The organism is Pseudomonas sp. HD57-3, from assembly GCF_056113135.1.
Map to the genome: position 1 here is coordinate 1,630,912 of NZ_CM148568.1, position 12,162 is coordinate 1,643,073.

13 protein-coding genes are annotated in these 12,162 nt (G+C 61.9%); 2 read left to right on the forward strand and 11 right to left on the reverse strand.

Annotation, left to right across the window (positions count from 1 at the left end; all coding sequences use genetic code 11):
• Positions 1-2: 2 nt before the first annotated feature.
• The 7 genes from AC0R79_RS07315 to AC0R79_RS07345 form a co-directional block, all read right to left on the reverse strand.
• Entirely contained in the window at positions 3-713 is a 711-nt protein-coding gene (locus tag AC0R79_RS07315; protein ID WP_085683297.1) for an ABC transporter permease, read from the reverse strand.
• Entirely contained in the window at positions 710-1,438 is a 729-nt protein-coding gene (locus AC0R79_RS07320) for an ABC transporter permease (RefSeq protein WP_064593908.1), read from the reverse strand. The genes AC0R79_RS07315 and AC0R79_RS07320 overlap by 4 nt, the downstream gene beginning before the upstream one ends.
• Before the next feature lie 56 nt (positions 1,439-1,494).
• Positions 1,495-2,277, reverse strand: coding sequence for a transporter substrate-binding domain-containing protein (locus AC0R79_RS07325; protein WP_007955002.1), 783 nt, complete (start codon positions 2,275-2,277; stop codon positions 1,495-1,497).
• A 335-nt stretch (positions 2,278-2,612) separates the two neighbouring features.
• Complete coding sequence (locus AC0R79_RS07330) at positions 2,613-4,301, reverse strand: ATP-dependent DNA ligase (RefSeq protein ID WP_474733888.1); 1,689 nt, start codon at positions 4,299-4,301, stop codon at positions 2,613-2,615.
• Complete coding sequence (locus AC0R79_RS07335) at positions 4,298-5,332, reverse strand: ligase-associated DNA damage response exonuclease (protein WP_474733890.1); 1,035 nt, start codon at positions 5,330-5,332, stop codon at positions 4,298-4,300. Before AC0R79_RS07335 ends, AC0R79_RS07330 begins: the two co-directional genes overlap by 4 nt.
• A gap of 126 nt (positions 5,333-5,458) precedes the next feature.
• Complete coding sequence (locus tag AC0R79_RS07340) at positions 5,459-7,909, reverse strand: penicillin acylase family protein (RefSeq protein WP_474733892.1); 2,451 nt, start codon at positions 7,907-7,909, stop codon at positions 5,459-5,461.
• Between the two features lie 213 nt (positions 7,910-8,122).
• The gene (locus tag AC0R79_RS07345; protein ID WP_474733895.1) at positions 8,123-8,767 is read right to left on the reverse strand and encodes a glutathione binding-like protein; all 645 of its coding nucleotides are present in this window, start codon (positions 8,765-8,767) and stop codon (positions 8,123-8,125) included.
• Positions 8,768-8,914: 147 nt separating this feature from the next.
• Here AC0R79_RS07345 and AC0R79_RS07350 point away from each other — a divergent pair, with 147 nt between their 5' ends.
• Positions 8,915-9,472: a cysteine hydrolase family protein gene (locus tag AC0R79_RS07350; RefSeq protein WP_474733896.1), complete on the forward strand. Its 558-nt coding sequence runs from the start codon at positions 8,915-8,917 to the stop codon at positions 9,470-9,472.
• Between the two features lie 78 nt (positions 9,473-9,550).
• On the opposite strand, the gene AC0R79_RS07355 is transcribed toward AC0R79_RS07350, so the two are convergent.
• Genes AC0R79_RS07355 through AC0R79_RS07370 form a run of 4 tightly spaced genes read right to left on the reverse strand, consistent with a single transcriptional unit; the run spans position 9,551 to position 11,258 of the window.
• Complete coding sequence (locus AC0R79_RS07355; protein WP_007955014.1) at positions 9,551-9,757, reverse strand: SEC-C metal-binding domain-containing protein; 207 nt, start codon at positions 9,755-9,757, stop codon at positions 9,551-9,553.
• A 5-nt stretch (positions 9,758-9,762) separates the two neighbouring features.
• The gene (locus AC0R79_RS07360; protein WP_007955016.1) at positions 9,763-10,248 is read right to left on the reverse strand and encodes an LEA/WHy family protein; all 486 of its coding nucleotides are present in this window, start codon (positions 10,246-10,248) and stop codon (positions 9,763-9,765) included.
• 31 nt (positions 10,249-10,279) lie between these two features.
• A complete protein-coding gene (locus AC0R79_RS07365) occupies positions 10,280-10,756 on the reverse strand; it encodes a YchJ family protein (RefSeq protein WP_007955017.1) in 477 nt (158 codons plus the stop codon).
• 4 nt (positions 10,757-10,760) lie between these two features.
• Positions 10,761-11,258 carry a DUF6231 family protein gene (locus AC0R79_RS07370; protein ID WP_474733898.1) on the reverse strand — a complete coding sequence of 166 codons (498 nt, stop codon included), beginning with the start codon at positions 11,256-11,258 and terminating at the stop codon, positions 10,761-10,763.
• Between the two features lie 199 nt (positions 11,259-11,457).
• Here AC0R79_RS07370 and AC0R79_RS07375 point away from each other — a divergent pair, with 199 nt between their 5' ends.
• On the forward strand, positions 11,458-12,153 hold the full coding sequence (locus AC0R79_RS07375) for a PA1041 family peptidoglycan-binding anchor lipoprotein (RefSeq protein ID WP_007951999.1): 696 nt from the start codon (positions 11,458-11,460) through the stop codon (positions 12,151-12,153).
• The last annotated feature ends 9 nt before the right edge of the window (positions 12,154-12,162 follow it).

Here is a 12,162-nt window from a genome sequence, read left to right on the forward strand (position 1 = left end):
TCCTAGTGGGTCGGGCCGAGGAAGGCCAGCCATCGGCGTTCGGCAAGGCGGAACAGGCCGACCAGCGCAAAGGTGATGGTCAGGTAGATCAGCGCGGCGATGCCGAACGACTGGAAGGTCAGGAAGGTCGCCGAGTTGGCGTCCCGCGCGACTTTCAGGATGTCGGGGATGGTCGCGGTGAAAGCCACGGTGGTCGAGTGCAGCATCAGGATCACTTCGTTGCTGTAGTACGGCAACGAACGGCGCAGCGCCGACGGCATGATCACGTAGGCATACAGCTTCCAGCCGGTCAGGCCGTAGGCCTTGGCCGCTTCGACTTCGCCGTGGTTCATGCTGCGGATCGCCCCGGCGAAAATCTCCGTGGTATAGGCGCAGGTGTTCAGGGCGAAGGCCAGGATCGTGCAGTTCATCGCATCGCGAAAGAAACTGTCGAGCACCGGTTGCGCGCGTACTGCGGCGAGGCTGTAGATCCCGGTGTAGCAGATCAGCAACTGGATATAGAGCGGCGTGCCACGGAACAGGTAGGTGTAGAACTGCACCGGCCAGCGAATGTAGAAGTGCGGCGAGACCCGAGCGATCGACAGCGGAATCGACACGATGAAACCGAAGAAGATCGAGGCGCTGAGCAGCCACATCGTCATCGCCAGCCCGGTGATGTTCTGGCCGTCGGTATAAAGGAAGGCTTTCCAGTATTCCTGCAGGAGTTCGATCATCGTACGGCCTCCCGGGCACCGGCGGCGTAGCGGCGTTCGAGCCAGCGCAGGATGAAGTTCGAGGCACTGGTGATCAGCAGGTAGATCAACGCGGCGAGGACCAGGAAGTAAAACAGTTGATAGGTGCTCTTGCCGGCGTCCTGCGCGGCCTTGACCAGATCGGCCAGGCCGATGATCGAAACCAGCGCGGTGGCCTTGAGCATCACCATCCAGTTGTTGCCGATGCCCGGCAGGGCGAAGCGCATCATTTGCGGGAACACCACGAAACGAAAGCGCTGGCCGCGCTTGAGACCATAGGCGGTGGCGGCTTCGACCTGACCGCGCGGCACGGCAAGAATCGCCCCGCGGAAGGTTTCAGTGAAGTACGCACCATAAATGAAGCCCAGAGTCAGGACACCGGCGCTGAACGGGTCGATCTCGATGTATTCCCATTCCAGGTAATCGGTGAGCGTCGTCAGCCAGGTTTGCAGGCTGTAGAAGATCAGCAGCATCAGCACCAGGTCCGGCACCCCGCGAATCAGGGTGGTGTAGAGCTGGGCGGGCAGGCGCAGCAGTTTGACTTTTGACAGCTTGGCACTGGCGCCGAGCAGGCCGAGCAACACGGCCACCAGCAGCGACAACGCCGACAATTTGATGGTCATCCAGGTGCCTTCCAACAGCAAAGGGCCAAAACCCTTGAGGCTGAAGGCGGAGAGCCCCAGATTTTGTAAGAGGTTTTCGAACATAAATCAGCAACCTGACTGAATGAAAAAGGCGCCCATCGAGGATGGGCGCCGGGGCATTATTTGCCGCTGTACAGATTCAGATCGCCAAAGTGTTTCTTTTGAATCTCGGCGTATTTGCCATCATCGTGTAACGCTTTGATACCTTTATCCAAAAGCGCTTTCAGCTCGGTGTTACCTTTCTTAATACCGACAGCGGTCTTGGCTGGCAGCAAGTGGTTGTCGACTGGCTCGCTGACCGCATAGTCGGCGCCCTGCGGCGACTTCAGAAAGCCCAGTTCGGCCTGCAACATGTCCTGAATGCCCGCATCGAGACGGCCGGAAGTCAGGTCGGAATACACCTGATCCTGGTTCTGATAGGCCTGGGTTTTCACGCCGGCCTTGTCCAGCACGGCTTTGGCATAGGCTTCCTGGATGGTGCCTTGCTCGTAGCCGACGGTTTTGCCTTTCAGGGAGGCGACGTCGTCGGTGATGCCCGAACCTTTTTTCGACACGTAGGCCGTCGGGCCGGAGAACAGCTCGCTGGAGAAGTCGATGACTTTTTCACGGGCTTCGGTAACGGTCATCGACGAGATCACGCCGTCGAATTTATTGGCCTTGAGGCCCGGAATCATACCGTCGAAGTCACTTTCGACCCATTTGCACTTGACCTTCAGCTCGGCGCAGATCGCGTTGCCCAGATCGATGTCGAAGCCAACCAGGCTGCCGTCTGCCGCTTTCGACTCGAACGGTGCGTAGGAAGGGTCAACGCCAAACCGCAGTTCTTTGTATTCCTTGGCCAGCGCGGAGCCGGCGGCCATGCACAACGCCAGTGCAGAAAGGGTCAGCAATGCTTTTTTCATTATTCAATCCCTAAGAACCAATATGAGCGCTTGTGGCGCGGAATGATTGTTACTGGAGCGCTTACGACTTATAGAAAGTAGCAATTTCCGAACCAGAGTCCCGAACAAGTGTTTTAAAAGGTGTAGGAAGTGCATGCCGGGGCCGGTCAGCGCACGAAAACGGGCGCGCCGGAAATGCTGCACCAGGTTGGTTCGTGGGTGATCGTTCCCACGCTCCGAGTGGGAATGCAGCCCGGGACGCTCCGCGTCCCAAAGCGGACGCAGAGCGTCCATTGAGGCATTCCCACGCGGAGCGTGGGAACGATCGGGTGAGGGGGGAGTATCGGGGGAAGGGATCAGACCAACAGGTTTTGCAAGGTCGCCAGGCTGTCGGCCTCATCCACGGTCTTGTCCTGGCGCCAGCGCAGCATGCGCGGGAAGCGCACGGCGATGCCGCTCTTGTGCCGGCGGGAGAGGGCGATGCCTTCGAAACCCAGTTCGAACACCAGGCTCGGTTTCACACTGCTGACCGGGCCGAATTTTTCCACGGTGGTCTTGCGCACGATGCTGTCGACTTCGCGCATTTCCGCATCGGTCAGCCCGGAATAGGCCTTGGCGAAGGGCACCAGCGCCCGGGCACTGGAACCGGGCGGGCCATCCCAGACCGCAAAGGTGTAATCGCTGTAGAGACTGGCGCGACGACCATGCCCGCGCTGGGCGTAGATCAGCACCGCGTCGACGCTGAACGGGTCGACCTTCCATTTCCACCACACGCCCATGTCCTTGGTCCGGCCGACGCCGTACATCGCGTCCCGGGCCTTGAGCATCATGCCCTCGACCCCCAGGCGCCTGGAGGCCTCGCGCTGGCGCGCGAGGTCGAACCAGTCGTCACCCGTCAGGATCGGCGAAGGCAGCAGCACCGGGTTGTTGCAGCGGGCGATGACCTGTTCCAGTTGCTCACGACGCCTGGCCTGGGGCTGGTTGCGCCAGTCTTCGCCCTGCCATTCGAGCAGGTCGTAGGCGAGTACCACCACCGGCGCGTCTTCAAGGATTTTCCGGTCCAGCGACTTGCGGCCGATCCGTTGTTGCAACAGTGCGAAGGGTTGCACCGCCGGCGCTTCTGTCGACTGCGGATCGAACGCGTCTTCGGTGACCGGGCGCTGGTTTTTCCACACCACAATCTCGCCATCGATCACCGTGCCGTCGGGCAAACCGTGCACCAGCGTGTCGAGTTCGGGAAAACGTTCGGTGACCAGTTCTTCGCCCCGGGACCAGATCCACAGTTTTCCGTCGCGCTTGACCACTTGCGCGCGGATGCCATCCCACTTCCATTCCACCTGCCAGCTACTCGCCGGCCCGAGCAGTGCGTCGAAGGTTTCCACCGGTTGCGCCAGGGCGTGGGCGAGGAAAAACGGGTAGGGCTGGCCGCCACGCTGGGCGTGCTCGTCGCTGGATTCGGGGGCGATCAGTTTCAGGTAACTGGCAGCGGTCGGCCGGTTGGACAGGTCGGTATAACCCACCAATCGTTGCGCCACGCGTTTGCTGTCCAGCCCGGCCATGGAGGCGAGGGCGCGGGTCACCAGCAGTTTGGAAACACCGACCCGGAAGCTGCCGGTGATCAGTTTGATGCACAGCATCAGGCTCGGCCGATCCAGTTGCGCCCAGAGTGCGGGCAACTGGTGGGCGAGGTATTCCGGGGTTTCACCGCGCAGGGGCAGCAGTTTGTCTTCGATCCATTCGGCGAGCCCGGCCTCGGAGGTGTGCGGGTGCTCCGGCAGCACCAGCGAAATGGTTTCCGCCAGATCGCCGACCGCCTGATAGCTCTCCTCGAACAGCCACGGTGCCAGCCCGGACACCTCGACCGCGAGATCGCGCAGGATCCGCACCGGCACCAGCTGCCGAGGCCGCCCGCCGGACAAAAAGTACACCGCCCACGCGGCATCCTGCGGTTGCGCCTGGGCGAAGTAGGTTTGCATGGCCGCCAGTTTGGCGTTGCTGGAGGTGGTGGCGTCGAGCTCGGCGTACAACCCGGCGAAGTCTTTCATGGTTGCACCTCGGCAACGGCGGGCGTGGCGGTGGAAAGCTCTTCTTCGTCGTCACCGTATTCGGTGTTGAAACCTTGTGCGTCCAGCCCTTTTTCGCGCAGATGGCGCACCAGCACGCCAATCGAGCCGTGGGTGACCATCACTCGCTCGGCGCCGGTCTGTTCGATGGCCCACAACAGGCCGGGCCAGTCGGCATGATCCGAAAGCACAAAACCGCGATCGACCCCGCGCCGCCGGCGGGTGCCGCGCAGGCGCATCCAGCCGCTGGCGAAGCTGTCGCTGTAATCGCCGAAACGGCGCATCCAGCTGCTGCCGCCGGCCGAGGGCGGGGCGATGACCAGCGCCTGGCGCATCATCGGGTCGTTCTTTTTCACATCGCCGGCGTAGAGGGTTGGCGGCAGGTAGACGCCGGCCTCGCGGTACACGCGATTCAGTGGCTCGACCGCTCCGTGGCTGAGGATCGGCCCGAGGGTTTCGTCGATGCCGTGCAGAATCCGCTGGGCCTTGCCGAACGAATAGCAGAACAGCACGCTGGCCTTGCCGGCCTCGATGTTGGCCTGCCACCACTGATTGATCTCGGCGAACACCTGGGCTTGCGGCTGCCAGCGGTAGATCGGCAGACCGAAGGTCGATTCGGTGATGAAGGTGTGGCAGCGCACCGGTTCGAACGGCGCGCAGGTGCCGTCGGGTTCGATCTTGTAATCGCCCGACGCGACCCAGACTTCGCCGCCGTATTCCAGTCGCACCTGGGCCGAGCCGAGCACATGGCCGGCGGGATGAAAACTTAAGGTGACGCCGTGATGGGTCAGGCGCTGACCGTAGTCGAGGGTTTGCAGGTTGATGTCTTGGCCCAGACGCGCGCGCAGAATCCCTTCGCCGGCGCTGGCAGCCAGGTAATGCTGGTTGCCGCCACGGGCGTGGTCGCCGTGGGCATGGGTGATCACCGAGCGCTCGACGGGCCGCCACGGGTCAATGTAGAAATCCCCGGCGGGGCAGTAGAGGCCTTCGGGGCGGGCGATAACAAGGTCCATGGCGTTACCGGAATGGAGGGACTTGTTAGCTATGAGGTTTGCGCGAAGTCAGAAGTTCTATTGATTTTCTGAACTGTCGCACGATCGTTCCCACGCAGAGCGTGGGAACGATCAACTGTGGGGGGATTACTTGCCGGGGGTAAGCGTCAACCGCGTCTTGCCATACACCCGGTCAAAGTTCTGCGGCTGCATCGGCAAGCCGATGTACTGGCCCTTGAGCCACGGATCGATGCCGTTCAGGTAGTTCGGGCTCACCGGGTTTCCGGATTGCCCCGTCCCGTTCTGTCCCATCAGTGGTTCGCTCTGACCGAAGTCGACAATGAAGCGCATCGACGGCGCACGCGTGGTGTTGAAGTCCTGGCCCCAGGCAAACGCTGCGGTGTTGAGCGTGGTGTGGTCACCGCCCGCCGCGATCGGGCCGCGAACGGTCTGGCCGTTGGCATTCTTCCACTCGTAGCGGTGCAGTTTGCCCCACTGCCAAGCCCGGCGGTCGCCGCCCAATTGGCTGTCGCCGGCGCTGATCGCTGCCGCCAGACTGCGGGCGAGGATCGCCGGTTTGTCTTCTTTTTGCGGGGTGCGGGCGTCGTCCCAGAACGGACTGTCTTCGCGGCCCAGCAAGTGATCGGCCTGGGCGGCGTAGGACAAGTCGCCATTGGCGATAAACGCTTTCCACGCCGGACTGTTTTGCGGGCCGAGTTCGTCGAGGAAGATCTGCTTCATGCTTTCCTGCAGGAACAACTCGTAGATCGCTGCGTCGGCGGAAGTCGGGCTGAGCTTGCCGTCGAACGCCATCAGACGGCTGTAGGCCTCGCGGGCCTTGCTGCGGTCAGCTTCCGGCAGCGCGTCGATCGCCTGTTTCAGCGGCTGCGACATGCCCGGTGCCTCGAACATTTTCTTCAGTTTGGCGGCGAAGGTGGTGGTCTGGTCGTACTGCATGGCGATCACACTGCGACCGTCGTGTTTGCCGCTGCCGGCCAGTTCGGCCAGGCGCTCGCCACGTTCCGGCGCCGCCCAGGAATTGGACAGTTGCATGCCGTAGCCGTGAGGGATGACCCGCTGGTTGGCGGTGCCGAGCCAGCCTTGGGCCGGGTCCTGATCGTAGGGGTGCAGCATCGGGTCGGCGTACCCGTCCCAGTCGTAGCGACCTTCCCAACCCGGCGACGGCAGCAGACCTTCACCTTCACGACGGTTCGGGAATCGTCCGGTGACTTGCCAGCCAATGTTGCTGGCGTCAGCGAACACCAGATTCAGCGCGATGGCGCGGATTTCCCGGCTGGCGTCCGAGGCGCGCTCAACGTTCTGCGCGCGGCTCAGATCGAAAAACGCATCGAGGGATTTGTCGTCGGTGAAGCTCGGCGTCTGCAAGGCCAGGCCGAAACCTGCGCCCTGAGTGGCAGCCTGGGTGCTGTTGAGCAGCGCGCCATGGCGGGTTTCGTACACCGCTTCGCGAATCGGCCGCTGGCCTTTGACGAAGTAGGTTTCGTTGCGCACGGCGACCGGTTGCCACTTGCCGTTGACCTCGTAGGACAACGTGCTGCCCTGACGACGGATTTTTTCCAGGAACAGATCCTGGTTATCGCCGAGCACGCTGGTAAGGCTCCACGCCACCTTGCCGTTGAAACCGCCGAGCACCATCGGCAGACCGGCCACGGTCACGCCGGCGGCCTGGTATTTCGGTGCACGAATCTGCACGAAACTCCACAGCGACGGCGCGGCCAGCGGGCCGTGGCTGTCGCTGGCCAGCAGGCTCTTGCCGCTGCGGCTGCGTTGCGGGGCGATGGCCCAGTTGTTCGACGACTGAGTGCCCAGCAGGTTAATGGCGGCCAGTTGTTCGCTGGCGTTGCTCAGTTCCGTCAGCCCCGGAATCTGCCCGTTGAGCTTGATGCCTTGCAGCTTGTCGGCCTCGGCCAGCGGCAGGTTTTCGTCGGGAGCGGACGGGGTCAGCCACGCCAGTTTGTCGTTGGTCACGGTCTGCGCCAGCACCAGCGAGGCGATTTCTTCCGGCAGGTTGGCCGACTGGCTGAAGTTCAGCAGGCAGAAGATCAGCGCCGAATCTTCCGGTTTCCAGTATTCAGGCTTGTAGCCGCTGGAAGCCAGATCCCCCGGCAGTTTGTCGGCGTAGCGGAACAGGTAGGCGTTGACGCCCCGGGCATAGACCTCGAAGAAGCGCTTGAGCCGTGGCGACGAAGCCTTGTACAGCTCGCCGGCGCTTTTCTTCAGGTTGACGGCGCGCATGTAGCGGTCGGCGTCGAGCATCGACGCACCGGACATTTCCGCCAGACGGCCCTGAGCCAACAGGCGCAGGGTGACCATCTGATTGATCCGGTCGCTGGCGTGCACATAACCGAGGGCGAATAACGCGTCGTGGAAACTGTTGCTTTCGATCAGCGGCATGCCCATGGCATTGCGGCGTACCGAAACGTTCTGCGCCAGGCCCTTGAGCGGCTGCACACCGGAGGTCGGCGGGAGGGTGTCCTGGGCGTTCCAGGTCTGACAACCGGTCAGGCTCAGAACACCGGCCACTGCTGCGGCAACGCCGAACCGGGGAAGAAAATGTGAAAGGGCTGGCGAGGCCATGGCAAAGCTCCTGCGGGGGTGTAGAGGCTGGGGGCGCAATAAAGCCGCTACGTTAGTGAGCAGGAGGGGGCCGCGCAAGCGGGGCGAGCGGTTATTTCTTACCGCTCACGCAGATCGTTCCCACGCTCTGCGTGGGAATGCAGCCCGGGCCGCTCCGCGGCCCATTTGCACGCGGACGGTTCGACGCCTCTACATGGGAACGATCAAGGCCGGTCAGGCCTTCGGCGGATTGATCTTCTGCACCAGCGCGTAGGCCTTCACGGTCGCCGGGCGATCCTTGATGTGGTTGAACCAGCGCTGCACATTCGGGAAGTCTTCGAGGTTCTGGCTCTGCCATTTGTGGGAGACGATCCACGGGTAGATCGCCATGTCGGCGATGCTGTATTCGTTGCCGGCGACGAACTCGTTGTTGGCCAGTTGCTTGTCCAGTACCCCGTACAGGCGTGCGGTTTCATCGATGTAGCGCTTGATCGCGTAGGGGATTTTTTCCGGGGCGAACTGGCTGAAATGATGGTTTTGCCCGGCCATCGGCCCCAGACCGCCCATTTGCCAGAACAGCCATTGCAGCGCCACCTGGCGGCCACGCAGATCCTTGGGCAGGAACTTGCCGGTCTTTTCCGCGAGGTACAGCAGGATCGCCCCGGACTCGAACAGCGACAACGGCTCGCCGCCATCGGCAGGTTCATGATCGACGATCGCCGGGATGCGGTTGTTCGGGGCGATTTTCAGAAAGTGCGGCTGGAACTGCTCGCCCTGGCTGATGTTGATCGGGTGCACGTCATAGCGCAGGCCCGCTTCTTCGAGGAACAGGGAAATCTTGTGGCCGTTGGGCGTGGTCCAGTAATACAGGTCGATCATGGAAAGCTCCAAATCAGGAAAATGGCTTACGTGCGGACAGCAAACGCCGGCTTCAGGTTGTCCTGTGTGCGTTCGATAGCTTGCTTAGTGACAGGAAGTGATGCTCAAGTACGGGAAATTCAATGACCCCGCGTGAGAAAAATCGCCATGGAGCTTAAGGCCAGCGCTGCACTGATCATCATCGACCAGCAAAAAGGCATTCTGGAACCGCGTCTGGGGCGGCGGAATAATCCGTCGGCCGAAGAGCGGATTCTCGATTTGCTGAACTTTTGGCGGCGCAGCGGGCGGCCGGTAGTCCATGTGCAGCACTTGTCGCGCTCGCCGGATTCGGTGTTCTGGCCCGAGCAGTCAGGGGTGGATTTTCAGGAAAGGTTTTTGCCGCAGGACGGCGAGTGGCTGATCCAGAAACAGGTGCCGGATGCGTTTTGTGCGACGGGGCTTGAGGCGACGTTGCGCGAGGCGGGGATCGGGCAGTTGATCATTGTCGGCGTGGCGACGAACAACTCGGTGGAGTCCACGGCGCGCACGGCAGGCAATCTGGGGTTTGACGCGTGGGTGGCGGAGGATGCGTGCTTTACCTTCGACAAGGCCGACTATTTCGGCACGTTGCGTTCGGCGCAAGAGGTGCATGCGATGTCGCTGGGGAATCTGCACGGGGAGTATGCGACGGTGGTCGGCACCGAGCACATTCTGGCGGCAGGCTGAAAGCGGCGGGTAACGGTGCTATCGCGAGCGGGCCCGCGATAGCGATCTAACGGGCGAAGCGAATGTTCGCCCGAAACATCAAGCGCCGTGGCACTTCTTGAATTTCTTGCCGTTGCCGCATGGGCAAGGGTCGTTGCGGCCAACGTCTTTCAGGGCGTTGCGCACCGGTTCCTGGTGAGCGTGGCCGCAGTTCGGGCCGTGGACATGGCCATGGTCGTGATCATGGTGGTGATGGTCATGATCGTGGTTGCAGTCTGGGCCATGGACATGAGGTTGCTGGGTCATCGGGGTCACTCCGTAATCAAATCGGCGGGGATTATCACGCCATTGCGCGCCAGGTGCACGTAGTGAGCGATGAATAAACCGGTTTCCATCTCGCCCTCCAGTCGGTAGGGAATCTGCTGGTGCGGGTTTTTCAGCATTTTCACCACCTCTTTCACCTTCGGCCACAGGTTGGTACGGATCGGCACGTTGTAAAACGCACTGCTTTTGGGGTTCACCGTGATCCAGTGTTCGTGCTCGCCTTCGGCCAGCAACATGTCGGCCAGGTGTATGCGGTATTCCAGGCCGCGCACCGTCAGGTCGCTGTCGTTGGGGTTGTCGATGCGAAAGTGCAGGATGAATTTCTGTTCCAGCAACTTGGCGCGCACCACTTCGACTTTCACCAGGTGAACGGCGGGGTCGCGGGCGTCGTCGGTAAACCATGACGCGCAGCCGCCGAGCCCCAGAAACACGAGCAGTGAGAAGACCTGGAATGTGCGCCAATGACCGAGCATGGTTTAACTCCCTTTGCTGCCCAGTCTAGCTTCAGCTGCCGAAATACCCCGCACAGCATTTCTTGAACTTCTGGCCGCTGGCGCACGGGCAGGCGTCGTTGCGGCCCAGCTTCAGTTGCACGGTCGGGTCGATGAAGTACCAGCGCCCGGTGTTCTGCACGAACGACGAGCGCTCGCGGTGGCTGTGCTCGCCCTGACCGTCATGCCAGCGCGCGGTGAACGTGACGAACGCGTGTTCCGGCTGGCCTCCGAGCACTTCCGAACTTTCCACGTCCAGGCCGAGCCAGGTGCTCTGGGCGCTCCAGTCGCTGATCGACTGGCGATCCAGCCCCGCTTGCTGGGCGGGCAGGGTGGTCGCCACCAGATAATCGATAAGACCCAGCACATAGGCGCTGTAGCGCGAGCGCATCAGTGCTTCGGCGCACGGGGCCGGGTGGCCGGCGTGATAGTGACCGCAGCAGGCATCCAGCAGGTTGCCGCTGCCGCAAGGGCAAATGGCTGTACTCATTGCATTACCACCAGTATTTCCCGAAGTTTTCCGGATTGGCCCAGAATCGCGAGTTGAGCCAGTCGGGGACTTGTTTGTAGTCAAGCAGATCGTAGGTGAACAGGGTCAGCACCTGCTCGTCCCGGGCGAAGCGTTCGCTGGCCTGCAGGGCCAGGGAGTAAAAATCGGTTTCCTGCCAGCCACTGGCCGGCAGATCCGCCAGCACCGCGATGCGGCTGGCGTTGAGGTTGCGGATCCCGCCCAACAGATTCAGGCCGTCGCGCTTGGGCAAATGTTCCAGGCAGTCGACCACCAGCGCCAGGTCGAAACGGCGGGCCGCCAGTTCAACCGGTAACGCACCGGGGGCGGCGTGCGCGACGCAGGTGTCCGGGTGCGCTTCCTTAAAGGCAGCCAGCGCCGGGAACTCGCTGGCGCCGATCAGCAGCAGACGTGCCGGGGCGTAGCGGTCGAGCAGGGCGGCCAATGCCTGCTGCGGCGTGCGGGAAGAAATGGCGACGTTCATCGAAGCTCCTCAATCAGAGCGCCAAGACTAGCCTGCCCGGACGCCAAGGCCTAGATCTCTGTCTCGCGGGTTTGCGGCAAATTCGTCGAAGTCCCGTGAACAGGCGCACAAACAGCAATGGCCTATTGCTGGCGGAGATTAAAACTCCGGTCTTTACTCCCTGAATCGGTTCTAAGCCGATCCCTCAGGAGAAAACTAGATGAGCATAGTTCGGACAGCATTACCCTTGGTTCTGCTAACCAGTGTGTTGACTGGTTGCGCAGGTTTGCAGAAAACCGACTGGCCGACCTGTGCGGCAGTCGGTGGTGTCGTCGGTGCGGGTCTCGGTGCGACCGAAAGCTCCGCATGGGCGGGGTATGGCGCGTTACTCGTCGGCGGTACGGCAGCAGCCTATTGCTGGGTTCACGGTGATGGCGATGAAGACGGCGATGGTGTGCCGGACAGTCGCGACAAGTGCCCGGGCACGCCTAAAGGCGTACAGGTCGATGCTGACGGCTGCCCTCCACCAGCCCCTGCGCCAGTGGTCGAAGAAGCTGTAGTGGTCAAGGAAGAAACCATTGTCATCCGCGATGTTCACTTCCAGTTCGACAAGGCCACGCTGACCCCGGCCGACAAACTGGTCCTGGATAAAGTCGCCACGCGCCTGAAACAGGAAACCAGTACCGCTCAACTGACCGTGACCGGCCACACCGACAGCGTCGGCAGCGATGCCTACAACCAGAAACTGTCGGATCGCCGCGCGCACTCGGTGGTCAAGTACCTGGTCGAAAGCGGCGTACCGCAAAGCAGCTTCGTGTCGGTAACCGGTGCCGGTGAAAGCCAGCCGGTGGCAGACAACAAAACTGCGGACGGTCGCGCGCTGAACCGTCGTACCGAAATCAAAATCAACCGCTAGCCCCCTCGC

Bases quoted from the DNA above. Each gene is read 5' to 3' on its own strand.
- AC0R79_RS07315 (WP_085683297.1), bottom strand. From the start codon at position 713: ATGATCGAACTCCTGCAGGAATACTGGAAAGCCTTCCTTTATACCGAC.
- AC0R79_RS07320 (WP_064593908.1), bottom strand. From the start codon at position 1,438: ATGTTCGAAAACCTCTTACAAAATCTGGGGCTCTCCGCCTTCAGCCTC.
- AC0R79_RS07325 (WP_007955002.1), bottom strand. From the start codon at position 2,277: ATGAAAAAAGCATTGCTGACCCTTTCTGCACTGGCGTTGTGCATGGCC.
- AC0R79_RS07330 (WP_474733888.1), bottom strand. From the start codon at position 4,301: ATGAAAGACTTCGCCGGGTTGTACGCCGAGCTCGACGCCACCACCTCC.
- AC0R79_RS07335 (WP_474733890.1), bottom strand. From the start codon at position 5,332: ATGGACCTTGTTATCGCCCGCCCCGAAGGCCTCTACTGCCCCGCCGGG.
- AC0R79_RS07340 (WP_474733892.1), bottom strand. From the start codon at position 7,909: ATGGCCTCGCCAGCCCTTTCACATTTTCTTCCCCGGTTCGGCGTTGCC.
- AC0R79_RS07345 (WP_474733895.1), bottom strand. From the start codon at position 8,767: ATGATCGACCTGTATTACTGGACCACGCCCAACGGCCACAAGATTTCC.
- AC0R79_RS07350 (WP_474733896.1), top strand. From the start codon at position 8,915: ATGGAGCTTAAGGCCAGCGCTGCACTGATCATCATCGACCAGCAAAAA.
- AC0R79_RS07355 (WP_007955014.1), bottom strand. From the start codon at position 9,757: ATGACCCAGCAACCTCATGTCCATGGCCCAGACTGCAACCACGATCAT.
- AC0R79_RS07360 (WP_007955016.1), bottom strand. From the start codon at position 10,248: ATGCTCGGTCATTGGCGCACATTCCAGGTCTTCTCACTGCTCGTGTTT.
- AC0R79_RS07365 (WP_007955017.1), bottom strand. From the start codon at position 10,756: ATGAGTACAGCCATTTGCCCTTGCGGCAGCGGCAACCTGCTGGATGCC.
- AC0R79_RS07370 (WP_474733898.1), bottom strand. From the start codon at position 11,258: ATGAACGTCGCCATTTCTTCCCGCACGCCGCAGCAGGCATTGGCCGCC.
- AC0R79_RS07375 (WP_007951999.1), top strand. From the start codon at position 11,458: ATGAGCATAGTTCGGACAGCATTACCCTTGGTTCTGCTAACCAGTGTG.